General features: G+C 70.1%; 20 protein-coding genes. 12 read left to right on the top strand and 8 right to left on the bottom strand.

The genetic code is table 11. The features are described from left to right. Window positions 1-43: 43 nt before the first annotated feature. Complete coding sequence (locus CCN37_RS30035) at window positions 44-976, bottom strand: TAXI family TRAP transporter solute-binding subunit (RefSeq protein ID WP_086827297.1); 933 nt, start codon at window positions 974-976, stop codon at window positions 44-46. 163 nt (window positions 977-1,139) lie between these two features. Between CCN37_RS30035 and dctA the strand changes: the two genes are divergently transcribed. Further along, window positions 1,140-2,477, top strand: a complete 1,338-nt coding sequence (dctA, locus tag CCN37_RS30040; RefSeq protein WP_086827299.1) for a C4-dicarboxylate transporter DctA — start codon at window positions 1,140-1,142, stop codon at window positions 2,475-2,477. Here dctA and CCN37_RS30045 read toward each other — a convergent pair. Genes CCN37_RS30045 through CCN37_RS41710 form a run of 3 tightly spaced genes read right to left on the bottom strand, consistent with a single transcriptional unit; the run spans window position 2,467 to window position 5,227 of the window. Next, window positions 2,467-3,240: an ABC transporter ATP-binding protein gene (locus CCN37_RS30045; protein WP_086827301.1), complete on the bottom strand. Its 774-nt coding sequence runs from the start codon at window positions 3,238-3,240 to the stop codon at window positions 2,467-2,469. The two genes, dctA and CCN37_RS30045, sit on opposite strands and share 11 nt — an antisense overlap. Continuing rightward, a complete protein-coding gene (locus tag CCN37_RS41705) occupies window positions 3,240-4,286 on the bottom strand; it encodes an iron ABC transporter permease (RefSeq protein WP_246843390.1) in 1,047 nt (348 codons plus the stop codon). The genes CCN37_RS30045 and CCN37_RS41705 overlap by 1 nt, the downstream gene beginning before the upstream one ends. Beyond that, complete coding sequence (locus CCN37_RS41710; RefSeq protein ID WP_246843391.1) at window positions 4,283-5,227, bottom strand: ABC transporter substrate-binding protein; 945 nt, start codon at window positions 5,225-5,227, stop codon at window positions 4,283-4,285. The genes CCN37_RS41705 and CCN37_RS41710 overlap by 4 nt, the downstream gene beginning before the upstream one ends. A gap of 404 nt (window positions 5,228-5,631) precedes the next feature. On the opposite strand from CCN37_RS41710, the gene gltB reads away from it, so the two are divergent. The 7 genes from gltB (at window position 5,632) to CCN37_RS30085 (ending at window position 17,757) form a co-directional block, all read left to right on the top strand. Then, window positions 5,632-10,188 (top strand): glutamate synthase large subunit, encoded by a 4,557-nt coding sequence (gltB, locus tag CCN37_RS30055; RefSeq protein WP_086827303.1) that lies wholly within the window; start codon window positions 5,632-5,634, stop codon window positions 10,186-10,188. Further along, a complete protein-coding gene (locus CCN37_RS30060; RefSeq protein WP_086827305.1) occupies window positions 10,181-11,686 on the top strand; it encodes a glutamate synthase subunit beta in 1,506 nt (501 codons plus the stop codon). Before gltB ends, CCN37_RS30060 begins: the two co-directional genes overlap by 8 nt. A 238-nt stretch (window positions 11,687-11,924) precedes the next feature. Further along, a complete protein-coding gene (locus CCN37_RS30065; RefSeq protein WP_086827307.1) occupies window positions 11,925-12,869 on the top strand; it encodes an L-tyrosine/L-tryptophan isonitrile synthase family protein in 945 nt (314 codons plus the stop codon). Window positions 12,870-12,902: 33 nt separating this feature from the next. Then, on the top strand, window positions 12,903-13,733 hold the full coding sequence (locus tag CCN37_RS30070; RefSeq protein WP_086827309.1) for a TauD/TfdA family dioxygenase: 831 nt from the start codon (window positions 12,903-12,905) through the stop codon (window positions 13,731-13,733). Continuing rightward, window positions 13,730-15,499 (top strand): glycosyltransferase family 39 protein, encoded by a 1,770-nt coding sequence (locus CCN37_RS30075; RefSeq protein ID WP_086827311.1) that lies wholly within the window; start codon window positions 13,730-13,732, stop codon window positions 15,497-15,499. Before CCN37_RS30070 ends, CCN37_RS30075 begins: the two co-directional genes overlap by 4 nt. Then, the gene (locus CCN37_RS30080; protein WP_086827313.1) at window positions 15,496-16,758 is read left to right on the top strand and encodes a glycosyltransferase 87 family protein; all 1,263 of its coding nucleotides are present in this window, start codon (window positions 15,496-15,498) and stop codon (window positions 16,756-16,758) included. Before CCN37_RS30075 ends, CCN37_RS30080 begins: the two co-directional genes overlap by 4 nt. Window positions 16,759-16,869: 111 nt before the next feature. After that, window positions 16,870-17,757, top strand: coding sequence for a 1-acyl-sn-glycerol-3-phosphate acyltransferase (locus CCN37_RS30085; protein WP_168200928.1), 888 nt, complete (start codon window positions 16,870-16,872; stop codon window positions 17,755-17,757). A 9-nt stretch (window positions 17,758-17,766) separates the two neighbouring features. Here CCN37_RS30085 and CCN37_RS30090 read toward each other — a convergent pair whose 3' ends face one another. Then, complete coding sequence (locus tag CCN37_RS30090) at window positions 17,767-18,051, bottom strand: MoaD/ThiS family protein (RefSeq protein WP_086827317.1); 285 nt, start codon at window positions 18,049-18,051, stop codon at window positions 17,767-17,769. A 9-nt stretch (window positions 18,052-18,060) separates the two neighbouring features. Further along, a complete protein-coding gene (locus CCN37_RS30095) occupies window positions 18,061-19,143 on the bottom strand; it encodes a sialidase family protein (RefSeq protein ID WP_086827319.1) in 1,083 nt (360 codons plus the stop codon). Window positions 19,144-19,228: 85 nt separating this feature from the next. Between CCN37_RS30095 and CCN37_RS30100 the strand changes: the two genes are divergently transcribed. After that, entirely contained in the window at window positions 19,229-19,879 is a 651-nt protein-coding gene (locus tag CCN37_RS30100) for a DUF2461 domain-containing protein (RefSeq protein ID WP_086827321.1), read from the top strand. Window positions 19,880-20,195: 316 nt separating this feature from the next. Here the strand turns inward: CCN37_RS30100 and CCN37_RS30105 are convergent, their stop codons facing one another. After that, window positions 20,196-20,723 (bottom strand): VanZ family protein, encoded by a 528-nt coding sequence (locus CCN37_RS30105; protein WP_086827399.1) that lies wholly within the window; start codon window positions 20,721-20,723, stop codon window positions 20,196-20,198. Here CCN37_RS30105 and pyk point away from each other — a divergent pair. Together pyk and tesB are read left to right on the top strand one after the other, a co-directional pair. Beyond that, a complete protein-coding gene (pyk, locus tag CCN37_RS30110; RefSeq protein ID WP_086827323.1) occupies window positions 20,638-22,071 on the top strand; it encodes a pyruvate kinase in 1,434 nt (477 codons plus the stop codon). The two genes, CCN37_RS30105 and pyk, sit on opposite strands and share 86 nt — an antisense overlap. An 18-nt stretch (window positions 22,072-22,089) precedes the next feature. Next, window positions 22,090-23,025 (top strand): acyl-CoA thioesterase II, encoded by a 936-nt coding sequence (gene tesB, locus CCN37_RS30115; RefSeq protein ID WP_086827325.1) that lies wholly within the window; start codon window positions 22,090-22,092, stop codon window positions 23,023-23,025. 1 nt (window position 23,026) lies between these two features. Here the strand turns inward: tesB and CCN37_RS30120 are convergent, their stop codons facing one another. Beyond that, window positions 23,027-24,430 (bottom strand): alpha/beta hydrolase, encoded by a 1,404-nt coding sequence (locus tag CCN37_RS30120; protein WP_086827327.1) that lies wholly within the window; start codon window positions 24,428-24,430, stop codon window positions 23,027-23,029. A gap of 138 nt (window positions 24,431-24,568) precedes the next feature. Between CCN37_RS30120 and CCN37_RS30125 the strand changes: the two genes are divergently transcribed. Next, window positions 24,569-25,597: a GlxA family transcriptional regulator gene (locus CCN37_RS30125; RefSeq protein ID WP_086827329.1), complete on the top strand. Its 1,029-nt coding sequence runs from the start codon at window positions 24,569-24,571 to the stop codon at window positions 25,595-25,597. The last annotated feature ends 76 nt before the right edge of the window (window positions 25,598-25,673 follow it).

A 25,673-nucleotide genomic window follows, 5' to 3' on the forward strand; every position in this document is an offset into this window, starting at 1 on the left:
GTCCTGAATGAGTCATTCAGGGCTTAAGCGGCGGCGGTGGGGGTCAGCGTTTGAGGGCGCGGAACCAGCGGGCGGCGCCGGAGTGCAGGGGGATGGGGCCGGTGGAGATGCCGGTGCGGATGTTGATGCGGCGGGCCTCGGGGCGGTCGGCGGCGATCGTGGGGGCTTCGAGGAAGACGGTTCGGGTCACGGTCTCCACGACGTCGTCGGGCACATCCTCCCTGGCCAGCAGCAGGTTCGGGGTGACGACGGTGGGGCACGGCGGGAGCGCGCCGTAGGTGGTGGCGGGGATGGTGGCAGGTAGGTAGTAGCCGTTGGGCAGCCCGGCCAGCGCCTGGGCCTGGGCGGCGAGGGGCACGAGGCGGATGCGGGTGTGCTGCTCCAGGTCGGTGATCGCGGGCGTGGGGATGCCGGTGAGCGTGAAGAACGCGTCGAGTGAGCCGGCGGCCAGGGCCTGCGCGGACTCCTGCTGGTTGAGCAGCACGGGCGTGAACGACATGCCGGTGACGCGGCGGAGGTTGGACACGATGAACTCGGTGCCGGAGCCGCGCGCGCCGATGGACACGCGCTTGCCGTCGAGGTCCTCGAAGGCGCGGATCGGCCCGCCCGCGGGCACGACGAGGTGCAGGAAGCTGTCGTAGAGCCTGCCGACGGCGCTGATGCCGTGTATCGAGGTGTTCGGGTGCTCGGAGATGGCGTCCAAAGAGGACAGTGCGAGCTGCGCGGTGCCGCTGTTGAGCAGGTGCAGGTTCTGCACGGACGCGCTGCTGGGCAGGGCCCGGACGGCGATGCCGGGCAGCGCCTTGGCGAGCAGCGTGGCGATGGCCGCGCCGATCTTCTGGAACACCGCACCGTCCGGGCCGGTGGCCAGTACCAGCTCGCGGATACCGGGGTCCCGGCGCGCCGAACAGCCCGCGAGCAGGCCCGTTCCGGCCGCGACGATCAGCGTGCGGCGGCTCAGCGGACGGGGCAGCATGAGGCGGAGGTTAGTACCTCTTGAACGTGAAAGCGGTGTCACGCGGACGTTGCGGCTACGTCAGACGAGTCTGAAGTTTCTCCGCTGGGCGTTGTCCTGGAGATTCGTGAACGGTCAACATTCCCGCCAACGTCCCCCACGCAACGGAGCCCGAGGAGGGTCGATGGCCGACGCAGGTCGAGCATCAACCAAGAAACCGATCTACCGGCACCTCTACTTCTGGGTACTGGTCTCGATCGCCCTCGGCGTCCTCGTCGGGCTGGTGTTCCCCAAGCAGGCCAGCGAGATGAAGTGGCTGGCGGACTTCTTCGTCAACCTGGTGAAGATGGTCATCGCGCCGACGATCTTCTGCACGATCGTGGTCGGCATCGCCGGGCTGGGCAACCTCGCCAAGGCGGGCGGCCTGGCGCTGCGGACGATCCTGTACTTCACCGCGATGACGCTGCTCGCGCTGATCATCGGCCTGGTCGTGGTCAACGTGCTCAAGCCGGGCGCCGACCTGAACATGCCGATCAACGCCGGTGAGGCCGCGGACACGATCGCCAAGGCCAAGGACACCGACGGCTTCACCGGGTTCATCCTGCACCTGGTCCCGGAGTCCTTCGTCGGCGCGTTCACCTCGGGCCAGCTGATCCAGGTGCTCGTGGTCGCCGTGCTGGTCGCGGTCGCGGTGTCCTTCATGGGCGAGCGCGGCAAGAAGGTCATCGACGCGCTGGACACCGTCTCCAAGGTGATGTTCGGCGTGATCAAGGTCGTCATGTACGCGGCGCCGATCGGTGCCTTCGGCGGCATGGCCTTCACCATCGGCAAGTACGGCAGCAAGGTGCTGACGGGCCTGGCGTTCCTGATGATCGCCTTCTACGCGACCTGCCTGCTGTTCGTCGTCGTGGTGCTGGGCATCGTGTCCCGGCTCGCCGGGTTCAGCGTGCTGAAGTTCGTCCGCTTCATCAAGGACGAGCTGCTGATCGTGCTGGGCACCTCCTCCAGCGAGGCGGTGCTGCCCAGGATGCTGGTCAAGATGGAGGCCGCCGGAGCGCAGAAGTCCGTGGTGGGCTTGACGATTCCCACGGGCTACTCGTTCAACCTGGACGGCACCTGCATCTACCTGACCATGGGCGCGATCTTCATCGCCCAGGCCACCGGTGTGGAGCTGTCCATCTGGACGCAGATCGGCCTGCTGCTGTTCATGCTGCTCTCCAGCAAGGGCGCGGCGGGGGTCACCGGAGCCGGGCTGATCACGCTCGCGGCCTCGTTGCAGGCCTTCGGCGACACCATCCCGGTCGTGGGCATCGCGCTGATCGTGGGCATCGACCGGTTCATGTCCGAGGCCCGCGCGCTGACCAACCTGGTCGGCAACGGTGTCGCGACGCTCGTGGTGGCGCGCTGGCAGAACTCGCTGGATCGCGACCGCCTCAACGAGGTGCTCGACAATCCGTCCCTTGTGGACATGGACGAGCTGATGCGGGCAGATATCGAGAAGAAGGAGCCGGTCAAGACCTGACGGGAGTCACCACCGGGGTGCCGTCCGGCGCTGCGAGGATCGCGACCTTGGCGCCGTAGTGCGCCGCGACCCGCTCGGCGGTCAGCACCTCGGTGGGCGGCCCCACGGCCACCACGTCGCCCTTGTCGATGAGGATCAGCTCATCGGCGTACTGGGCGGCCAGCGTGAGGTCGTGCAGCGTGCTCACCACGGTGGTGCCGTCGGCCCGCCGAAGCCGGTCCACGAGCTCCAGCAGGGCCTGGGCGTGACCGACGTCCAGGCCGGTGGTCGGCTCGTCGAGCAGCAGCAGGCCCGCCTGCTGGGACAGAACCCTCGCCAGCACGGCACGTTGGCGCTCACCGCCGGACAGTGTCCGAAGTGGACGGTCGGCGAGGTGGTCGAGGTCGAGCCTGCCCAGCACCTCGCGCACGATCTCCAGATCGGCGTTGCCCTCGCGGGCCAGCAGGCCGAGGTGCGGGGTCCGGCCGAGCAGCGCGTAGTCGGTGACGGTGAGGCCCTCCGGCGTGACCGGCGTCTGCGGCGCGTAACCGACCGCGCGTGCCCGCGACCGCGCGCTCATCGCGGAGATCGGCGCCCCGTCGAGCAGGATTTCCCCCGTGTGCTCGGTGATTCCGGTGATCGCCTTGAGCAGGGTGGACTTCCCGGCGCCGTTCGGGCCGATGATCGCCAGCCACGAGCCCTGGGGCAGCCGCGCGGTCACCTCGCGCACGACCATGGCGCCCCTGTAGCCCGCCGAGACCGACCGCAGCTCCAGCTCCGCCATCACACACGCCCCTTGCGAGTCGCCCGCAGCACGAAGGCGAAGAACGGCGCTCCGGTGAACGCGGTGATCACGCCGATGGGCAGCTCCGCGGGTGCCATCACCGTGCGCGCCACCACGTCCGCGCCCGCGAGGAAGATCGCCCCGCCGACCAGCGACAGCGGCACCAGCACGCGGTAGCTGCCCGCCACCATCAGCCGGATCACGTGCGGCACAACGATTCCGACGAAGCCGATCAGGCCGCTGACCGAGACGGCCGCCGCCGTGGCGAGGGATGCCGCGACGAGCACCATCAGCCGGACGCGGGCGGGGCGCAGGCCCAGCGCCGCGGCCTCCTCGTCGCCGACGCCGAGGATGTCGATCAGCCGCCCGCTCGCGCAGAGCACGGCCGCCGAGACGGCGACGTACGGCAGGATCAGCAGGACCTCGTTCCAGCCCGTGGTTCCCAGGCCGCCGAGCATCCAGTTGTAGATGATCCGCAGGTTGTCCACGTTGAGCTGCTGGACGAAGGTCTGCACCGCGGTCAGGAACGAGGCGACCGCGACCCCGGCGAGCACCAGGGTCGCGGTCCCGTTGCCAGCGGAGCGCCCGAGCGCCCACGTCAGCCCGACGCCGCCGATCGCGCCCAGGAAGGCGGCCAGCGGCAGCGGTCCGATCGCCCAGCCCTGAACGAACTCCTGAGCGGCGGGCACCGCGAAGACCACGAGGGTCGCGGCCAAGCCCGCCCCGGCTGCCGCGCCGAGCAGGTACGGATCGGCCAGCGGGTTGCGGAACACGCCCTGGAAGGCCGCTCCGGAGATCGCCAGCGCCCCGCCGACCAGGCAGCCCAGCACGACCCGGGGCACCCGGAGCTGCCAGAGGATCGCGGCCTCCTGCTCCGAGAGCGGGGACACGCCGCCGGTCAGCTGCGCCCAGAACTCGGCGAGCACGCGGCTCCAGCCGAGGTCGATGGCGCCGAGCAGCACCGCGACGACCACGACGAGGGCGAGCAGGGCGCAGCTGAGCGCCAGTTGCCGCCAGGTGAGCCTGGTCGGCCGGGGTTCGTTCACTTCGCGGCGGCTGCCGAGACGGCCGAGGAGACGGTGCGCACGAGGTCGACGACGCGCGGGCCCCAGCGGGAGGCGATGTCGTCGTCCAGCGCGATCACGCCGCCGTTCTTCACCGCGTTCACGCTCTGCCAGCCCGGCCGCGCGCCGACGGACTGCGGGTTCTGCCCGCAGCACTTGGTGTCGGCGAGGAAGATCAGGTCGGGGTTGGCCTTGATCAGGTACTCCGCGCTGAGCTGCGGGTAGCCGCTGCCGCTCTTGTCGGCCTCGTCGGCGATGTTGGTCAGCCCGAAGCGCGAGTAGACGTTGCCGATGAAGGTCTTCGAGCTGACGCTGTAGAGGGAGTTGTCCAGCTCGTGGAAGTAGTTCAGCGCGCGAGCGGGCTTGCGGGTGTCGTTGACGATCTTGTCGATGTCCGCGCGCATCCGCTTCGCCAGCGCCGTGCCGTCGGCCGCGTGACCGGTCGCCTTGCCGACGACCTCCGCCTGCGCGAACGCGTCGTCCAGCGTCTTGGCCGGGGGCACCAGCAGCACCTGGATCTTGAGCTGGCCGAGGCCGGAGACCAGGTTGTCGATGTCGTTGGAGGCCACCACCAGGTCGGGCTTGTGGTTGGCGATCGCCTCCAGGTTCGGCTTGAAGCCCGACAGCGTGGTCTTGGGCGCCTCGGCAGGGAAGGTCGACTGGTCGTCGACGGCAACGACCTGCTTGCCGGCGCCGACCGCGTAGAGGACCTCGGTGCTGCTCGGGTTGAGCGAGATGATCCGCTCCGGCCGCTTCTCCAGCTTCAGCCCGGTGGAGCCGCCCGGCACGCTCACCTCGACCGGGAAGTCGGCCGCGGGCGGGGGAGCGGGGGCGTTGCTCGGCTGGCGGGTGGCGCAGCCGGTCAGGGCGAGCGCGGCAACGGCCAGCGCGGCGGTGGAGCGGCGGAACAGCACTCGGCTCACGTCCTCGGTGCGGGAGTGTCGGATGTCGAGCGCGCGCGGAAGGCGACCTGGCTAAACCGGCTCGGTATGAGCAGGTCATCACAGTTGCGGGACAGCGCCGGGGTCACACCGGACTTCGCTACCGAGCGAGCAGGGGGGAAGTTACCAGTAGACTCGCGTCCCGACTGGGCACAACCCAGGACGGGCGTACTGTTACGTCGGGCGCTAGATCGCGTCGACCACGCGAATCGTTACGCCTGAGTGTGGGATACCACCCAGAAGAGGATGCCCAGGTATTTCCGGGCTGTTACAGTCCCCGTAACAAACACGCTGCCTGTGGCATATCCGAGGCGCGTTTCAGCGGGCCACCGTCGTCCCGCAGCCCCCATTCTGGACTGCACGAGGACGACGAGGGAGGTCTGCGCGTGATCTTCTCCGCCATCCCTGGCCGGCAAGGTCTGTACGACCCCAGCACGGAACGCGACGCCTGTGGTGTCGCGATGGTGGCCGACATCCTGGGCCGCCGTTCGCACGGGATCGTGACCGACGCACTGACGGCCTTGGCGAACCTGGAACACCGCGGCGCCGCCGGTGCCGAGCCCACCAGCGGCGACGGCGCGGGCATCCTGCTCCAGCTCCCGGACGCGCTGCTGCGCGCCGAGGTGCCGGGCCTGCCCGAGCCGGACGAGCACGGCGAGGCCCGCTACGCGGCCGGGATGGGCTTCCTGCCCGCCGATCCCGAGCGCCGTGCCGAGGCGGTGGCGCTGATCGGGCGCATCGCCACCGACGAGGGCCTGAAGGTGCTGGGCTGGCGCGAGGTTCCGGTCGACCCCGACGCCGCCGACGTGGGCCCGACCGCCCGCTCGGTCATGCCGCACTTCGCCATCCTGGTGGTGACGGGAGCCGGGGACGAGCTCCCGTCCGGTGTGGCGTTGGACCGCCTCGCCTTCTGCCTGCGCAAGCGCGCCGAGGTGGAGAGCGAGCGCGCGGGCTGCGGCGTGTACTTCCCGTCGCTGTCCTCGCGGACGTTGGTGTACAAGGGAATGCTGACCACCGCGCAGCTGCCCGCGTTCTTCCCCGACCTGCGCGACGAGCGGTTGGAGAGCGCGATCGCGTTGGTGCACAGCCGGTTCTCCACCAACACGTTCCCGTCGTGGCCGCTGGCGCACCCGTTCCGCTACGTGGCGCACAACGGCGAGATCAACACGATTCGCGGCAACCGCAACCGGATGCGCTCGCGCGAGGCGCTGCTCTCCAGCGACCTCATCCCGGGCGATCTCAGCCGGTTGTTCCCGATCTGCACGCCGGACGGCTCGGACTCCGCGTCCTTCGACGAGGTCCTTGAGCTGCTGCACCTCGGCGGCCGGAGCCTGCCGCACGCGGTGATGATGATGATCCCGGAGGCGTGGGAGAACGCGCCGGGCATGGACCCCGCGCGGCGCGCCTTCTACCGCTTCCACGCCAGCATGATGGAGCCGTGGGACGGCCCGGCCTGCGTGACCTTCACCGACGGCACGCTCGTCGGCGCGGTGCTCGACCGCAACGGCCTGCGCCCCGCGCGCTGGTGGCAGACGGCGGACGGCCGCATCGTGCTGGCCAGCGAGACCGGTGTGCTCGACGTCCCGCCGTCGGAGGTCGTGGCCAAGGGCCGCCTCCAGCCGGGCCGGATGTTCCTGGTGGACACCGAGGCCGGGCGGATCATCGACGACGCCGAGTTCAAGGCGGACCTGGGCGGCGAGCTGCCCTACGACGAGTGGGTGCACGCGGGCCTGCTGCACCTGGCCGACCTGCCCGACCGCGAGCACGTGGTGCAGAGCCACGAGTCGGTCGTGCGCCGCCAGCTCACCTTCGGCTACACCGAGGAGGAGCTGCGCGTCCTGCTCTCGCCGATGGTCACGGCGGGCATCGAACCGTTGGGCTCCATGGGTTCGGACACCCCGGTCGCCGCGCTCTCGCAGCGCCCCCGGCTGCTCTACGACTACTTCAAGCAGAACTTCGCGCAGGTCACCAACCCGCCGCTGGACGCGATCCGCGAGGAGATCGTCACCTCGGTCGCGCGCGTCATGGGCCCCGAGCAGAACCTGCTGGAGCCCGGTCCGGCGTCGTGTCGGCACATCGAACTGCCCTATCCGGTGATCGACAACGACGAGCTGGCCAAGCTCATCCACGTCAACGACGACGGCGACCTCCCCGGCTTCGCGTGCACCGTCCTTTCCGGACTGTACGAAGTGGACGGTGGAGGGCTCGCGCTGTCCGAGGCGATCCAGCGCGTGCGCCGCGAGGCCTCGGAGGCCATCGCCGCCGGAGCTCGCACGCTCGTGCTCTCCGACCGCGACTCCGACCACAAGCGCGCGCCGATCCCGTCGCTGCTGCTGGTCTCCGCGGTGCACCACCACCTGGTGCGCACCAAGGAGCGGCTGCGCGTGGCGCTGGTGGTGGAGAGCGGTGACGCCCGCGAGGTGCACCACATCGCGCTGCTGCTGGGCTTCGGCGCGGCGGCGGTCAACCCGTACCTGGCCTTCGAGACCATCGAGGACATGATCTCCCACGGGGCGATCACCGGCCTCGCGCCGGAGAAGGCCATCAAGAACTACGTTCAGGCCTTGGTCAAGGGCGTGCTCAAGGTGATGTCCAAGATGGGCATCTCCACCGTCGGCGCCTACACCGCGGCGCAGGTCTTCGAAGCGCTCGGGCTGTCCCAGAACGTGGTCGACGAGTACTTCTGCGGCACCATCTCCAAGCTCGGCGGCGTCGGGCTCGACGTGCTCGCCACCGAGGCGGCGGCGCGGCACCGGATGGCCTACCCGGACAACCCGGCCGACCGCGCGCACCGCAAGCTCGACGTCGGCGGCGAGTACTACTACCGCCGCGAGGGCGAGCTGCACCTGTTCAACCCGGAGACGGTGTTCCTGCTCCAGCACGCCACCAAGACCCGCCGCCAGGAGGTCTACCGCCGCTACACCGAAGAGGTGGAAGCGTTGGCGCGCAAGGGCGGCACGCTGCGCGGGCTGTTCAAGCTGCGCACCGAGGCGCGCGAGCCGATCCCGATCGAGGAGGTCGAGTCGGTCGCCTCCATCGTGAAGCGGTTCAACACCGGCGCGATGTCCTACGGCTCGGTCTCCGCCGAAGCGCACGAAACCCTCGCCATCGCGATGAACCAGCTCGGTGGCCGCTCCAACAGCGGTGAGGGCGGCGAGGACCCGGAGCGGCTCTACGACCCGGCGCGGCGCTCCGCCGTCAAGCAGGTCGCGAGCGGGCGCTTCGGCGTCACCAGCGAGTACCTGGTCAACGGCACGGACATCCAGATCAAGATGGCCCAGGGCGCGAAGCCCGGTGAGGGCGGCCAGCTGCCCGGCTACAAGGTCTACCCGTGGATCGCGCGGACCCGGCACTCCACGCCCGGCGTCGCGCTGATCTCGCCGCCGCCGCACCACGACATCTACTCGATCGAGGACCTCGCACAGCTCATCCACGACCTGAAGAACGCCAACGAGCAGGCCCGCATCCACGTGAAGCTGGTCAGCGAGGTCGGCGTCGGCACGGTCGCGGCGGGCGTGGCCAAGGCGCACGCGGACGTGGTGCTCATCTCCGGGCACGACGGCGGCACCGGAGCATCGCCGCTGACGTCGCTGAAGCACACCGGAACCCCGTGGGAGATCGGCCTCGCCGAGACCCAGCAAACGTTGATGCTGAACGGTTTGCGGGACCGGATCACCGTCCAGGTCGACGGCGCCATGCGCACCGGCCGCGACGTCGTGGTGGCCGCGCTGCTCGGCGCCGAGGAGTTCGGCTTCGCCACCGCGCCGCTGATCGTGGCGGGCTGCGTGATGATGCGCGTCTGCCACCTCGACACCTGCCCGGTGGGCATCGCGACCCAGAACCCCGAGCTGCGCAAGCGCTACACGGGCAAGGTCGAGTTCGTGGTGAACTTCTTCGAGTTCATCGCCGAGGAGGTCCGCGAACACCTTGCCTCCCTGGGGTTCCGCACGCTGGATGAGGCCATCGGGCACGCCGAGCTGCTGGACACCGACAGCGCGGTCGAGCACTGGAAGGCATCGGGCCTGGACCTGTCCCCCGTCTTCGCGACGCCGGAAACCCCTTACGGCGCGGCGAAGCGGCGGCTGCGCGGGCAGGACCACGGCTTGGAACTGGCGCTGGACCGCACGCTGATCCAGCTCGCCGAGGCCGCGCTGGAGGACGCGCACCCGGTGCGGCTCGAACTGCCGGTGCGCAACGTCAACCGCACCGTGGGCACGCTGCTCGGCTCCGAGGTCACCCGCCGCTTCGGTGGCGCCGGCCTGCCGGAGGGCACGATCCACGTGCGGCTCACCGGCTCCGCGGGCCAGTCGCTCGGCGCGTTCCTGCCGCCGGGCATCACCTTGGAGATGGTCGGCGACGCCAACGACTACGTCGGCAAGGGCCTCTCCGGCGGGCGGATCGTGGTGCGCCCGGCCGAGGAGTCCGGCTTCGCGGCCGAGCAGCAGGTGATCGCGGGCAACGTGATCGGCTACGGCGGCACGCGCGGCGAGATCTTCCTGCGCGGACGCGTCGGCGAGCGCTTCTGCGTGCGCAACTCCGGCCTGGTCGCGGTGTCCGAGGGCGTCGGCGACCACGCCTTCGAGTACATGACCGGCGGGCGTGCCGTGGTGCTCGGGCCGACCGGGCGCAACGTCGCCGCGGGCATGTCCGGCGGCATCGCCTACGTGCTCGACCTCGACCCCGACCGGGTCAACCCGGCCATGGTGGAGCTGCAACGGCCGCGTCCTGAGGACCTGAAGTGGTTGCGGGACACCGTGGAACGCCACCACAAGCTCACCGGCTCAGCGGTGGCCGCTTCGCTGCTCGGCGACTGGCCCCGCAGGTCCTCGGCCTTCACCAAGATCATGCCGAGGGACTACCAGCGCGTCCTCGAAGCGGAGCGCTCCGCGCGCGCCGAGGGACGAGACGTCGACGCGGCGATCATGGAGGCGTCCCGTGGCTGACCCGAACGGTTTCCTCAAGCACACCCGCGCCGACGGCGCCAAGCGCCCGGTGGACGACCGGCTCGGCGACTGGGCCGAGGTCTACGCGGCGATCGAGCAGCCCCAGCGCGACGACCAGGTCCGCACGCAGGCCGCGCGCTGCATGGACTGCGGGATTCCCTTCTGCCACTCCGGTTCCGCCGGTTGTCCGCTGGGCAACCTGATCCCGGAGTGGAACGACTTGGTGCGCCGGGGCGACTGGGAGCAGGCATCGGAGCGCTTGCACGCCACCAACAACTTCCCGGAGTTCACCGGGCGGCTGTGCCCGGCCCCGTGCGAGGCGGCGTGCGTGCTGTCGATCTCGCACGACGCCGGCGGAGCGGTGGCGATCAAGCGCGTCGAGCAGGCGATCGCCGACGTGGCCTGGGAATCCGGCACCGTGCAGACGCTGCCCTCGGGCATCTCCACCGGCAAGAAGGTGGCCGTCGTCGGCTCCGGCCCGGCAGGCCTGGCGGCGGCTCAGCAGCTGACCAGGGCGGGCCACGAGGTCACCGTCTTCGAGCGCGACGACCGGCTCGGCGGGCTGCTCCGCTACGGGATTCCCGAGTTCAAGATGGAGAAGAAGGTCCTCGACCGCAGGCTGGCCCAGCTGCGCGCCGAGGGCACCCGCTTCATCACCAACTGCGAGGTCGGCGTCGACCTGCCCGTGGAGAAGCTGCGCGAGGAGTTCGACGCCGTCGTGCTCGCCGTGGGCGCGCTGCGCGGGCGCGACACCCCGGAGACCCCGGGGCGGCAGCTGCGCGGCGTGCACCTCGCGATGGAACACCTGGTGCCCGCCAACAAGTTCTGCGAGGGCGACGGTCCGACGACGATCGACGCGGCCGGCAAGAACGTCGTGATCATCGGCGGCGGTGACACCGGCGCTGACTGCCTCGGCACGGCGCATCGCCAGGGTGCGATCGCGGTTCGCCAGCTCGACCAGTACCCGCAGCCGCCGACCGTGCGCGACGACGACCGCTCGCCCTGGCCCACGTGGCCGTGGGTGCTGCGGTCCTACGCCGCGCACGAGGAGGGCGGCGAGCGCCTGTACGCCGTCGCGGTCGAGTCCTTTGTGGACGATGGGACCGGTCAGGTGCGCGCGGTGCGGCTGCGCAAGGTCCGCGTCGAGCGCGACGCCTCCGGCCGCCGCCAGGTGGTCCCGCAGTCGGAGGAGGTCGAGGAGATCCCCTGCGACCTCGCGCTGCTGGCGATCGGCTTCGAGGGCGTCGAGCACATGCGCTTGCTCGACGACCTCGGACTGGCGCTGAGCCCGCGCGGCACGCTGTCCTGCGGCACCGACTGGCAGACCAGCTCGCCCGGCGTGTTCGTCTGCGGTGACGCGCACCGGGGCGCTTCCCTGGTGGTGTGGGCGATCGCGGAGGGCCGCTCGGTGGCCAGCGCGGTCGACACCTACCTCACCGGCGCCTCCGACCTGCCGTCTCCGGTCCACCCCACGGCGATCCCGCTCTCGGTGGTGTAGCTCCGCCTTCTCACGGCCCCCGGACACCGTCGTCCGGGGGCCGTTTCATGCCTCAGTTTCATGCCTCTGGTCCACTCCGTTCGTCTGGTCCGCGTGCTTCGACTTCTCGAATGATCCGACTTCGGCCCGGCTTTCCCCCTGGGCATAGCTCGAAGCTATGAGCACGTGGGATTGTTCGAAGTTGAACCTCCGTTGGCACGCTCGCCCCTGCTCAGCGAGCCGCGAGGAGGAGTCGGACATGCTCAGGACCGTGCTGCCGAGTGCGCGGGCAGCCGCCGTGCTCCGGCTGCTCATGGCCTACCAGCGGCGGCTGCCCGGCGAGCACCCGTCGCCGTGCCCGCCGTGCGAGGCGCCGCACCTGCGCCGGATCGAGGCGGCGATGGCGGAGGGGCGCGAGATCCAGCTGGTGCTGCCCGCGTTCCCGGCGAAGTCGCCCAACCGCGCGAAGACGCTGAGCCACCTCCCGGACATGGCCGAGCGCGTGGCGCTGGAGTTCCTGCAATCGCTCTGCGATCGCATCGAGCGCGTCTACCCGCCGGGTGCACGCTTCATCATCTGCTCGGACGGCCGCGTTTTCGGTGACCTGATCGGGGTTCCGGACGCCGACATCACCGCCTACCGCCGCGAGCTGCTCGCGATGATCGAGCAGATCGGCGCGGAGCGGCTGGACGTCTTCGACCTCGACGACGTCGATCTTGGGCTCGGTCATGACGCGATGCGCGAGCACCTGGTGACGCACTACGCGCAGCCGGTCGAGTCGGTGCGCGCGGAGGTCAAGGCGGGCGGTCAAGCGCTGAGCATCTACCGGGGGATGACCCGGTTCCTGTTCGAGGACCAGCTCGGCCCGGACTACGAGGGCAGCAGGGCGGCGGCGCTGCGCGAGGCCCGCCGCCGCGCCTACGGGGTCATCCAGCGCAGCCGGGCGTGGGGCGCGTTGCTGGCCGAGCGCTTCGCCGACGCCGTCCGCCTGTCCATCCACCCGCAACCGTGCGGCGCGGACAAGCTCGGCGTGCTGCTGATGGAGACCGCTGACAGCTGGCTCACGCCGTGGCACGGCGTCGCGGTGGTGGTCGACGGGCAAGCGGAGCTGGCCAAGCGCGCGGACGCCGAACGCCTCGGCGCCACCCTCGTTCGGCGCGGCGGTCGGCCGAGCCACTACGTCCTCTCCCGCATCACCGGCTGACCTCACTGACTTCACGGCTAGAAGGAGCCCGTCATGACCCTTGCCCAGCACCAGAAAATCGGCCCCTTCGGCGTGCTCGTCGAGGCCGCGTCGCCCGGCGCGAACCCGTCGGCGCTCGACCCGGCGGAGCTGCGCGCGCTCGTCAGGGAGCACCACATCCTGGTGCTGCGCGGGTTCCGCAACTTCACCGACGCCGAGGACCTGACGGCGTGGTGCGGCACCCTCGGCGAGATCATGATGTGGCCCTTCGGCGCCGTGCTCGAACTGGTCGAGGCCGACGCGCCGACCGACCACATCTTCGACCACAGCTACGTTCCGCTGCATTGGGACGGCATGTACAAGCCGCTGATCCCGGAGTTCCAGGTCTTCCAGTGCGTCAGCGCGCCCGGCGAGGGCAACGGCGGTCGCACCACGTTCAGCGACTCCAGCGGAGTGCTCGCCGCCGCGTCGCGCGAAACGGTCGAGCGGTGGAGCCGGATCACCGTGACCTACCGCATCCAGAACAAGGTCCACTACGGCGGCCAGGCCGTTTCTCCTTTGGTGGTCCCGCATCCGGTGACCGGCGAGCCCACCGTGCGTTACAACGAGCCGCCCATCGAGGACGATTCGTCGTTCCTCAACCGGCCCGACCACCATTTCGACGGCGTGGTGAATGAGGAAGTGCCCTCGCTGATCGAAGAGCTCCAGAAAGCGCTCTACGACCCGCGCCACTACTACGCGCACGACTGGGTCGACGGCGATCTGGTGATCACCGACAACTACACACTGCTGCACGGCCGCGAGGCATTCACCCACCGCGCGCCCCGCCACCTGCGCCGCGTGCACGTGCTCGGCGACCCACCGTTCAAGAACCCAGCGCTGTGAAGACGCATCGTTTCGCGCTCCTCGGCCTGACGGCAGCGACTTTTCTGTTGGCATTCTGGGCTTTCGGGCGAGTCGACCCGCATTACTACTACACCGTCGGCGTGCGCTCCATGGCGTCGAGCTGGCACGCGTTCTTCTTCGGCGCTTTCGATCCGGCCGGGACGATCTCGGTGGACAAGGTGCCGGGCTCGTTGTGGTTGCAGGCGTTGTCCGTGCGCGTGTTCGGCTTCCACACGTGGGCCGTTCTGCTGCCCTCAGCGCTTGCCGTAGCGGCAACTGTTCCGGTTCTGTTCGCGGCGGTGCGGTTGTGGATCGGCTCGCGTGCGGGGCTCATCGCCGCTGCGGTGTTCGCGTTGACCCCGGTCACCGTGGTCTTGGCGCGGGTGAACATCCCCGACACGTTCTTGGTGCTGTGCATGGTTTGTGCGGCGCTCGCTACGTCGAAGGCGGTCAAGGACGGTCGCTGGCCGCAACTGCTGATCGCGGCGGTGTGGATCGGCGTCGGCTTCCAGATGAAGATGACTCAGGCGTTCCTCGTGTTGCCGGCACTGGGAATCGCGTACCTGGTCACGGCTCCAGGCGGCTTTCTTTCGCGCCTGGGGCGGGTCTCCGCGGCTGGGGTTGTCGCGCTCGCGGTCAGCTCGTTGTGGCTCGTCTTCGTTGCGTTGACCCCTGTTGGTTCTCGGCCTTACGTCGATGGCAGCACGCACAATTCCGTGTGGGAGATGGCTTTGCTGTACAACGGCTTCGGCCGTTTCTCCTCCGGTGCGGCCACGACTGCGCAGGTGAGCAGCTTCCTCGCGGACTTCGGCGGTTCCCCAGGGCTGTTCCGGTTGTTCAACGCCGAGGTCGCCGTTCAGATCAGCTGGCTGCTTCCGCTCGCTTTGGTCGCAGTCGTGGTCGGCTTCGTCAAGCGCCCGCGAGACTCCGGAGTGATTCTGTGGAGCACGTGGCTTCTGGTGCACGTCGTGCTTTTCTCTGCGGCGCCGGGAATTCACCCGTACTACACCGCCGCGTTGGCTCCGGCGATCGCTGCGCTGACGGCTTACGCGATCCACGTCGATTCGCGCTTGGCCTGGTTGGGAATCGTGTGGCCGGTCGTGTTGTGCGTGCGGGAAGGCTTGGGGTGGCTCGCGATCGTGCTCGTCGCGGGTGCTCTGGTGGCTCTCGTGGCACGGCTGCGCGCGGTCGCGGTCGTCGCGTTGGTGGCGGGTCCCGGAGCGGTCGCGGTGCTGGCTTCTGGAAAGACCTTCGACGGCTTGACGTCACTCAATCCCGTTGCGGGGCAGGGGAGTCCGTTGTCCCACGCGGGCATGGCGGCCATGCACGGACTGCCGTCTGACACGCCTTTCCCGCCTGGGATGGGGGACATGAACATGATCACTCCGAACGCCGGAGTGCTGCGGTACGTGACGCAGAACCACGCGCGCGAGCGCTACCTGTTCGCCGTGCCGACCGCGAACACGGCGGCACCCTACCTGCGCGCGGGCTACAGCGTGCTGCCGATGGGCGGGTTCACCGGCGCGGCGGCCGTTCCGTCCATTGTGGAGCTTCAGGAACTGGTGCGTTCCGGCCAGCTCCGGCACGTGCTCATCGGCGGATTCCACGGCGGCATGGGCGGTTCCGTGTCGATCGAGCGCCAGGAGTGGGTGGCGAAGAACTGCGCGCCCGTGCCCGCCACCGAGTACCAGGGCGCTTCCGGTTCCTCAGGGCCGCCCGGGCACCCGGAGCTGTTGTTCGACTGCCGTCCAGGAGGTTCGCGGTGAACAAGTCGTTGGAGTGGTTGTCCCGCAACGCTGTGCGGATCGCCGTGCTGTCCGGGGTCGCGTTCGTGGCGATCTCCGCGCTGCACTGGGCGCTGACCGGCTTCGTGATCATGACCGACTTCATCGACCTCACGGTCTACGAGGCCGGAGCGCGGGCGCTGGTCGACGGGTCGCCGCTGTACGAAGGCAAGATCGACGGCGGGATGTACTCCTACACCTACCCGCCGTTCTCCACGCTGCTGTTCGCGCCGATGGTGCTCGGACCGCTGTGGCTGTGGAAACTGTTGGTGTTCCCGGTGAACACCGCGCTGGTGGCGTGCGCGGTGTGGCTGTCGCTGCGGATCATGGGGCACGCGAACGACCGCGACACGCGCCGCATCACGCTCGCGCTGACGGCGCTGCTGTTCTGGGTGGAGCCCGTCGCGTGGACCATGTACCTCGGCCAGGTCAACCTCGTGTTGCTCGTCGTGTTGTTGTTCGGGCTGCGTCAGTCGTCCCGAGAACCGCTTGCGGGTTCGAGAATCAACACTGAGCTGTGGCTCGGCCTCGCGGTCGGGTTCGCCGCCGGGATCAAGATCACGCCCGCGATCTTCGTCATCTACTTCCTGCTCACCAGGCGTTACAAGGCCGCTCTGGTCTCGGTCGCCACGTTCCTGGGCACGGTCGCGATCAGCCTCGTCGTGACGCCGGGGGACACGCTGCGGTACTGGAGCGGCACGTTCCTGCGCACCGAGCGCGTCGGCGAGGTCGTGATCCAGATGAACCAGTCGCTCAACGGCCTGCTCGCGCGACTGTTCACAGTGGACAAACCGCCCACCGTGCTGTGGCTCGGCGTGGCGCTGCTCGCCGCGCTGGCCGGGCTCTCCGTCGCCGTCCTCGCGCACCGGCGCGGGGAGACGTTGCTCGGCTTCACCCTGGTCGGCATGACCGGGGCGGCCGTGTCGCCGATCTCGTGGAGCCACCACTGGGTGTGGTTCGTCCCGCTCGTGGTCGTCGCCGCGCACGGGTGGCGACGCCGTCGCGCGGACATCGTCGCGCTCGCCGCCTTCACCGCGGTGACCTTCGCGTGGCCCATGCACCTCGTCACCGGGCACCGGATGGACATCCCCGCGCTTGGTGTGATCGGCATTCCGGAGTGGGGCGGGCTCGGCAACATCTACACCAACGTGTACGTGTTCCTCTTCGGCGCAACCCTGCTCTGGGTCTGGCGTCGCCTCCGCGTCCCCGGCGGTGCGCTCTCGCAGGTAGCTGAGCCGTAGCCGGTTTTCGTTGGCAGCAAACGACTACGGGACCCCCTCGTGGCCGTCCGGGAACGCTCGTGCAAGATCCACACCTGCATTGCCGTCGACCTCGATTGTGGATGCGGACCAGTGAAGACCACACCCGGATTCCCCGCCACCTGCCCGACCGACTGCTTGCCGGAGGCGGGTGAGACACCGACCGTTCCCTTGGCACTGAGAACTTTCCGCCTCGTGGCGGTGTTCGCCGTGCTCCTGTTCGCCGCGCCACTGGCCGTGCTCCTGCCCTTCTTCGGCCCGCGCCGCCGCGTGCGGGAGTTGCGGCGGCTGTCGTGGTGGGTGCTGCGCGCGCTCGGGGTCCGCGTCGTGCACACCGGTCCGCGCGGGGGAGCCGCCCTGCTCGTCGCGAACCACCTCTCGTGGCTGGACGGGGCCGCTCTGCTTGTGCAGCAACCGATTCACCTGGTCACAGACGCGCGAGCCGCCACCGGTTTCCTCGGTCGGCTGCTCGTCGGCGGTGGCACGATCTTCCTGGACCGCTTCCGGCCGAGCACCCTCGGCGACACTCTCGACGAGGTCACGCACGCCCTGCGCTCCGGCTTGCCGGTCGGCGCGTTCCCCGAGGGCGTGCGCCGGTGCAGCTCACCCGGCGGTGCCTTCGCCCCCGCGCTGTTCGAGGCCGCCCTCCGCGCCGGGGTCCCGGTCCGCCCCACGCTCGTCGAGCACCGCCTCCGCGGTGGCCGAGCCACTTCAGCCGCCGCTTTCCTCGCTGGCCAGTCGCTGTTCGACAACGTGCGCGCCATCGCCGCGATCCGCGGGCTCGAAGTGCACGTGCGCGCGCTGCCCGTGCTCGAACCCGCGCGCTACCGCTCGCGCGCCGCGCTGTGCCGCACCGCCAAGGCCGCCATCGACCGCTCCGCCGACCCCAACCCCTCGGCCTGCTCGGCCGCCAACCCCAAGCCCCTCATCCCCGAGAAGCGCCTCATCACCCCTCGCGACCTGGCTCCCCTCTCCTCCTGACGGGCACGGTCAGCCGCCGGCCACTGAGGGGATGATCTGGATCTCGGTCTTGTCGGAGAGTTGGGTGTCCTCGGCGGAGAGGCGGCGGCACTCCTCGCCGTCCACGAAGAAGTTCACGTACCGCCGCAGTCGGCGCTGCTCGTCCCGCAACCGCCGCTCCAGCAACGGGTAGCGGCCCGCGACCACGTCCAGCACGTCGCCGAGCGTGGCGGGGGCGGTCATCTCCAGCTCGAACTTCGAGGTGCCACCAGCGGCCGAGCGCAGCACTCCGGGCAGCAACACGGTCACGTGCATCGCCGCCCCCTACACCGACGCCGCGCGGACGCAGAGCACGTCGGGCAGGTGCTGGGCGATCAGCGACCACGAGTCGCCCTCGTCGGCGCTGCCGTACACCTCGCCCGTGCGGGAGCCGAAGTACACGCCCGCCGGATCGGCGTCGTCGGCGCACATCGCGTCGCGCAGCACGGCCGTCCAGAAGCCGTCCTCGGGCAGGCCCTTGCTGAGCGCGGTCCACGACTCGCCGCCGTCCTCGCTGCGGTACACCCGGCACCTGCCGTCCGGCGGGAAGCGCAGCGCGTCGGCGGTCAGCGGGAACGTGTAGATCACCTCGGGCCGGTGCGGGTGCACGACCATCGGGAAGCCGAAGTCGCTCGGCAGACCCTCCGCGATGGACTGCCAGGTCCGCGCGCCGTCGTCACTGCGGTAGACGCCGTGGTGGTTCTGCGCGAAGAAGCGCTCCGGCCGCGACGGGTGCTGGGCGATCTTGTGCACGCACTGGCCGAACTCGGGAGCGGGGTCGGGCATGAAGTAGGCGCTGATCCCGCTGTTGCTCGCCGACCAGCTCCGCCCGCCGTCCGTGGTCAGGTAGACGCCACCGGTGGACATGGCCACGGTGACGCGATCGGGGTCCTCCGGGTGCGGCAGCACGGAGTGGATCGCCTGGCCGCCGAAACCCGGGGTCCAGTCGGCGCGGTGCGGGTGGTCCCACAGCGCCCTCACCAGCTCGTAGGTGCGCCCGCCGTCGGCGGAGCGGAACAGCGCCGAGGGCTCAACGCCCGCGTACACGACCTCCGGCTGCGAGCGCGGTCCCGGCGCGATCTGCCAGACCTGGCCGAGCGAGGTGCCGGTGTCCTCGGGGAACGCGACGGGCGCGTGATCGGGCTCCTGCCAGCTCGCGCCGAGGTCGTCGCTGGTCATCACGCTCGGGCCGAAGTGCTCGCTGTGCAGCCCGGCCAGCAGCCGTGGCGCGTCGCCGCGCGTGTCGATGGCCACCGAGTACACGGCGGTCATCGGGTGGTGCGGCCCGGAGAGCGCCCAGCTGGCCCTGCCGTCCGTACTCCTGGCCAGCCACAGGCCCTTGCGGGTGCCGATCGCCAGCAGAACCATCGCGAACCTCCGAAATCGACGTGACCCAGGTCACCGATGGAGGCTACGCCGGGGGTCCGACAGTCACCCGGTAACGTCGATGACCATGGGTTTCGGCGGTTTCGGGGAACACGCGATCGACTTCTTCGACGACCTGGAGGCGGACAACTCCAAGGCGTTCTGGACCGACAACAAGGACACCTACGAGCAGGACGTGCGCGCGCCCATGGAGGCGCTGCTGGCCGATCTGGAGCCGGAGTTCGGGCCCGGCAAGGTCTTCCGCCCGTACCGCGACGTCCGCTTCAGCAAGGACAAGACGCCCTACAAGACCCACTGCGGCGGCGTTGTCGAGCAGGGGCGCGGCGGCGGTGCCTTCTACGTGCAGATCAGCCCGGCCGGCCTGCTCGTCGGCGGCGGATCGTTCGCCATGGCCTCCGACCAGCTCGCGCGCTACCGCACCGCCGTGGACGAGGACCGCAGGGGCGAGGCGTTCCGGCAGCTGCTGCGCAAGCTGGAGCGCTCGGGCTGGGAGGTCAGGGGCGAGCGCCTCAAGACCCGGCCGCGCGGCTTCGACCCCGACCACCCGCGCATCGAGCTGCTCAAGCACCGCTCCGTCTACGTGGCCCGCGAGTGGGAGCCCGACGACGTGCTGCACGAGCGCGCCTGCTTCGACCGCGTGCGCAAGGCGTGGCGCCAGCTCGTCGACATCAACCAGTGGGCCGCCGACCACATCGGCGTCAGCAACACCCGCTTCTAGGGCCGGCCCGCGCCTCAAGCCCTGAACGACTCGTTCAGTGCGCTCAACGCGCCAAACGACCCGTTCAGGGCTTTCCCGGCCCGCACCCCAATGACTCGTTCATGTGGTTGAACGGACTGAATGAGTCATTGAGGTGGTTGAACGGACTGAATGAGTCATTCAGGGAGTTCACCGCACCGAACGCGGCATTGGCGGAGTGCGCGGACGCGGCGAGTCGGAGCGGGGCGGAGTGCGGAGTGCGCGGGCAAGCGGGGGCGGGTGCGAGGGAGATTCGGCTTGGCGGGGCTCGAAGACCACCCGGACGGGTGGAATCGATTCAGGAGTCCTCGTCGGCCGCTCGGCGCAGGTACCGCGCGCGTTGTCGTCTGCCCCGGGCGGAGGTGGCCCACGCGTGCAGCAGCGTCCCGGCCGCCAGGCCGACCCAGTCGGTGATGATGTCGACGACCTCGAAGGAGCGGTCGATGGGCAGCGTCGCCTGCAGGATCTCCGAGGCCACCGCGTACAGGACCAGGGCAACAGCCAGCGGGAACAGGCGCAGGCGCGCGTAGAGGCCGGTGACGGCGAGCAGGCCGAACAGGCCGATGTGCACGATCTTGTCCACGCCGAAGGGCGCGCTCGGGACGCCCGATCTCGGCATGAACAGGATGACTACGCTCAGCAACGCCGCGGTGACGAAGGGCAGAACACGAAGGCTCACGTCAAAGATCCTGGCCCGGTTTGCGGTATCGGTACAGCGATCGGGTCTAGGCTCCTCGGACGTGAGCCGACGTGCGAAGATCGTTTGTACCCTCGGTCCGGCGACCGCGACCCCGGAAAAGCTCCGTGACCTGGTCGAAGCCGGCATGGACGTGGCGCGGCTGAACTTCAGCCACGGCAGCCACGCCGACCACAAGCAGGTCTACGACATGGTGCGCCAGGCCGCAGACGCCTCGGGCCGCGCCGTGGGCATCCTGGCCGACCTGCAGGGCCCCAAGATCCGCCTCGGCCGGTTCGCCAACGGACCGGTGGTGTGGGAGGCCGGTGACCGCGTGCGGATCACCGTCGAGGACGTGCCGGGCACCCACGACCGGGTCTCCACCACCTACAAGGGCCTGGCCAACGACGCCAAGCCGGGCGACCGGATGCTGGTCGACGACGGCAACGTCGGGCTGACCGTGGTGGCCGTCGAGGGCCCCGACGTGGTCTGCGACGTGACCGAGGGCGGCAAGGTCAGCGACAACAAGGGCCTGTCGCTGCCCGGGATGGACGTCTCCGTCCCCGCCCTGTCCGAGAAGGACATCGAGGACCTCGAGTTCGCGCTGAGCCTGCGCGTGGACATCATCGCCCTGTCCTTCGTCCGCTCCCCCGCCGACATCGACCTGGTGCACCAGGTGATGGACCGGGTGGGCAACGGCAGGCTGCCGGTGGTGGCCAAGCTGGAGAAGCCGGAGGCGGTCGACAACCTGGAGGCCATCGTCCTGGCATTCGACGGGATCATGGTTGCCCGCGGTGACCTGGGCGTGGAGCTGCCGCTGGAGTACGTGCCGGTGGTGCAGAAGCGGGCCATCCAGATCGCCCGCGAGAACGCCAAGCCGGTGATCGTGGCGACCCAGATGCTCGAATCCATGATCAACAACTCTCGGCCGACCCGCGCCGAGGCCTCCGACGTGGCCAACGCGGTGCTCGACGGCACCGACGCGGTGATGCTCTCCGGCGAGACCAGCGTCGGGCGCTACCCGATCGACGTGGTCAAGACGATGAGCCGGATCGTCGAGGTCGCCGAAACCGAGATCACCCCCGACGCCGTGCCGCCGCTGTCGCACGTGCCGAGGACCAAGCGCGGCGTGATCTCCTACGCCGCCCGCGACATCGGCGAGCGCCTCAACGCCAAGGCCCTGGTCGCCTTCACCCAGTCCGGCGACACGGTGCGCAGGCTGGCCCGGCTGCACACCTCGCTGCCGCTGCTGGCCTTCACCCCGGAGGCCGAGGTCCGCAGCCAGCTCGCGATGAGCTGGGGCGTGGAGACCTTCCTGGTGCCCGAGGTGGCTTCGACCGACCGGATGATCCAGCAGGTCGACCAGTCGATGCTGGCCATGACCGCCCGCTACCAGCGGGGCGACCTTGTGGTCATCGTCGCAGGATCGCCGCCGGGGACGGTGGGCTCGACTAACCTCATCCACGTACACCGTCTGGGTGAAGACGACCACGCCTGACCCGCTGAGGAGCTCCCCGTGACCGAAGTCGCCAGAGCCGCGGCGGCGGACCCAGCGGGGACCTCCTCCGCCGTCCCGGTCCCGCTGTCCGCCGACGGCGTCCCGCACGGCCAGCCCGTGCTGGACCGCCTCGTCGCGCTGCTGGACCTGGAGCGGATCGAGGAGAACATCTTCCGGGGCGTGAGCCCGGAAGCGTCGCCGGTGCGCGTCTTCGGCGGCCAGGTCGCCGGTCAGGCCCTGGTCGCCGCGGGCCGCACCGTTCCGGAGGAGCGCGGCGTGCACTCGCTGCACTCCTACTTCATCCGCGGCGGCGACCCGAGCATCCCGATCGTCTACGAGGTGGACCGCATCCGGGACGGCCGCTCGTTCACCACCCGGCGCGTGGTCGCGGTCCAGCGCGGCAAGGCGATCTTCGCGCTGTCCGCGTCGTTCCAGACCGCCGAGAAGGGCCTGGACCACGCCGACGACATGCCCGAGGTGCCGGACCCCGAGTCGCTGCCGACCTACGGCGAGTTCGTCCAGCCGTACAAGGACAAGCTCGGCCCGTTCGCCAAGCTGCCCCGGCCGATCGAGATCCGGCACGTCACCACGCCGCCGTGGCTGACCGGGGAGCCCGGCCCCGCCCGCAGCCAGGTGTGGATGAAGGCGGACGGCCGGGTCCCCGACGAGAACCTGCTGCACGTGTGCCTGCTGGCGTACATGTCGGACATGACGCTGCTGGACTCGGTGCTGGCGCGGCACGGCGTGTACTGGGGCGACGTCATCGGCGCGAGCCTGGACCACGCGATGTGGTTCCACCGCCCGTTCCGCGCCGACGAGTGGGTCCTCTACGACTCGGAGTCGCCCAGCGCTTCGGGCGGGCGCGGTCTGGCCAACGGTCGCTTCTTCGACCGCGAGGGCAGGCTCATCGCGACCGTCGTCCAGGAGGGCTTGCTGCGCCCCGTGCGCCGCTGACTCAGCACTGCCCCGTGGGCATGGTGAGGGTGAGCAGGTAGTCCCTGACTGCCTGCAAGCCGCACTTGTTGTTGCCGGGCCACGCGGCGTGGCCGAAGCCGTCCCACGTGAGCAGGTGGCTGCCCGGGAGCTGCCGCTGCACGCTCTCCGCCCACGCGCGCGGCGTGGCCACGTCGTGCGCTCCGGACACCAGCAGCGTCGGCGGGAGACCCTTGGCGCGCCAGGGGTGCGGCGTCCAGCGCACCGGCTGCGTCCAGCCGACGCACCCCGACGCGATGTCCCAGAACTCGGAGTAGCCGCCGAGTTCCGGGTTCAGCGCCCGCGATTCGCGCACCGCCGAGGGCACGTCGAAGCGGGCGGGCACGTCCTGGCAGATGATCGACCGGTAGGCCGGGTACGTCGGCAGGCTGAACATGCCCACGCTGACCCCGGTCCCGTCGCCGGTCGACGCCGCGAGCAGGTTCCTCGCCAGGTCGGGCAGCGCGGACTCGAAGTTCATCGTGGCCGTGATGTTGGCCCTCAGTTCGCCTGCGGTGACGGTCCTTTCGCCTGCCTTCAGCTCCCCGCGCTCGGCCCGCGCGGTCACCTCGCGCAGCACCTGCTGCACGTCTTTTCCGTGCAGAGCACAGGAGGTCGTGCGAGCGCACCACTCCACGAAGTACTCCCAGCCGTCCTGGGTGGCCTTCGCGTTGTCCCTGAGCATCTGCGTTGTCGACAGCGAGCGGTCGACAACGCTGTCCAACGCCAGCGCGCGCAGCCGGTGCGGGAACAGCTCCGCGTAGGCCTGGCCGAGCATGGTGCCGTAGGAGATGCCGAGGTAGCTGATCTGCTTCTCGCCCAAGGCTTCCCGCAGCGCGTCAATGTCGCGGGCGATGGTCGCGGTGTCCAGGTGCGCCAGCACGGGCCCGGTCTGCGCGGCGCAGGAGTCCGCGAACGCCGCGTTCGCCCTCGCCAGCTTCGCCACGTCAGATGCGGTGGTGGGGAAGCGGTTCACCGCCGGGTCGTGTGCGGTGAGTCCACAGTGGACAGGTGAGGACGCGCCAGTTCCCCGGAAGTCGATGCCCACGAGGTCGAAGCGGTCGAGGAGCTGGGTGGGGAAGTAGCCCTCAGGTCCGGTGGCCACCGTCTGCGCCGTGCCCGATCCGGGGCCGCCGGGGTTGTACATCAGCGCTCCGATGCGCTGTTCGGGCTTGCGCGCGGGGGAGCGCCACACGGCGAGCCGCACAGTTCCCTTGCCGGTCGCCCAGTCCAGCGGCACGGTCAGGGTCGCGCACTGCGTTGCGGCGCCGTCGAAACAGGGTTTCCAGTCCAAGGCGGGTGCGGCGGTCGCCGACGCCGACGCCGACGCGGGCATCAGGGTGAGCGCCGCGCCGAGCGCGAGCAACGCCGCTCCGGTCCTTCTCACGATGAAGTCCTCTCTGATCGGGTCCGGACAGCATCACCCGCCTGATCACGTCGACGAGTGCTTCCCAGGGTCATCTCAGGGGAAAGATCGGGGTTGTCCCTCTGCGGTGGCGCGGGCCGATGCGGCCAAGCTGGAAGTGTGCTTGGGAAGATCGTCGTACTTGTCGAGGACGGGGTGCCGCTGCTGGACGCGGCGGGCCTCACCGAGGTGTTCACGGTCGCGGCGCGCTACGGCGGGCCGTACCACCTGCGGCTCGCGTCGCCGGGCGGCCGGGACGTGTGCACGACGGCCGGGGTGCGGCTGCGCGTCGACCTCGCCGTCGAGGAACTGGACGAGGACATCGACACGCTGGTCGTGACCGGCTCGGTCGTCCGGGGCTCCGGCCGGGAGCCGTCCGTGCGCACGGAGCAGGCCGCGCAGGTCCGCCGCATCGCCGGTCGCGCGCGCCGAGTGGTGTCGGTGTGCACGGGCGCGCTGCTGCTGGCCGCCGCGGGGCTGCTCGACGGCAAGCGCGCCACCACGCACTGGAGCTGGTGCGAGCGCCTTTCCGAGCTGTACCCCAAGGTCATCGTCCAGCCCGACTCGATCTTCGAGTGGGACGGGCGGGTGGCGACCTCGGCGGGGGTGACGGCGGGCATCGACCTGGCGCTCGCCCTGGTGGAGCGCGACATGGGGCCCGAGGCCGCGCGCCGGGTCGCCAGGTCCCTCGTGGTGTTCCTGCAACGCCCGGGCGGCCAGTCGCAGTTCAGTGCGGGCTCGCCGGTGCCGGTCGCCTGCGACACCCCGCTGCGCAAGGTGCTCGACGCCGTCGCGCTGATGCCGGGCGAGGACCACTCGGTGCCCGCCATGGCCGCGCGGGCGGTGCTCAGCGTCCGGCACTTCACCAGGTTGTTCAGCCGTGAGATCGGGATCAGCCCCGCGCAGTACGTGGAGCAGACCCGGGTCGAGGCGGCGCGCGTGCTGCTGGAGAACGGCGACGCCGGGGTGGAGGACATCGCGCGGCTCTGCGGGTTCGGGACCGCCGAGACGATGCGCCGGGCCTTCATCCGGGTGCTCGGCGTGCCGCCCGTCGCCTACCGGGGTCGGTTCCGGACCACGGGCGTCCGAGCTGATCCGTTGGCAGGCAACCGTTCCGCCGCGCGGTCACAAGTGGTCCAGACCTATTGACGGGGCTGGCCGGGGCCGCTTACGGTCCTCGCCAGCACCAGCTCCGCCGCCACGGAGACACCAACGGAGGTGATTC

Source organism: Allokutzneria sp. NRRL B-24872 (assembly GCF_002155965.1).
Taxonomy (GTDB): Bacteria; Actinomycetota; Actinomycetes; order Mycobacteriales; family Pseudonocardiaceae; genus Allokutzneria.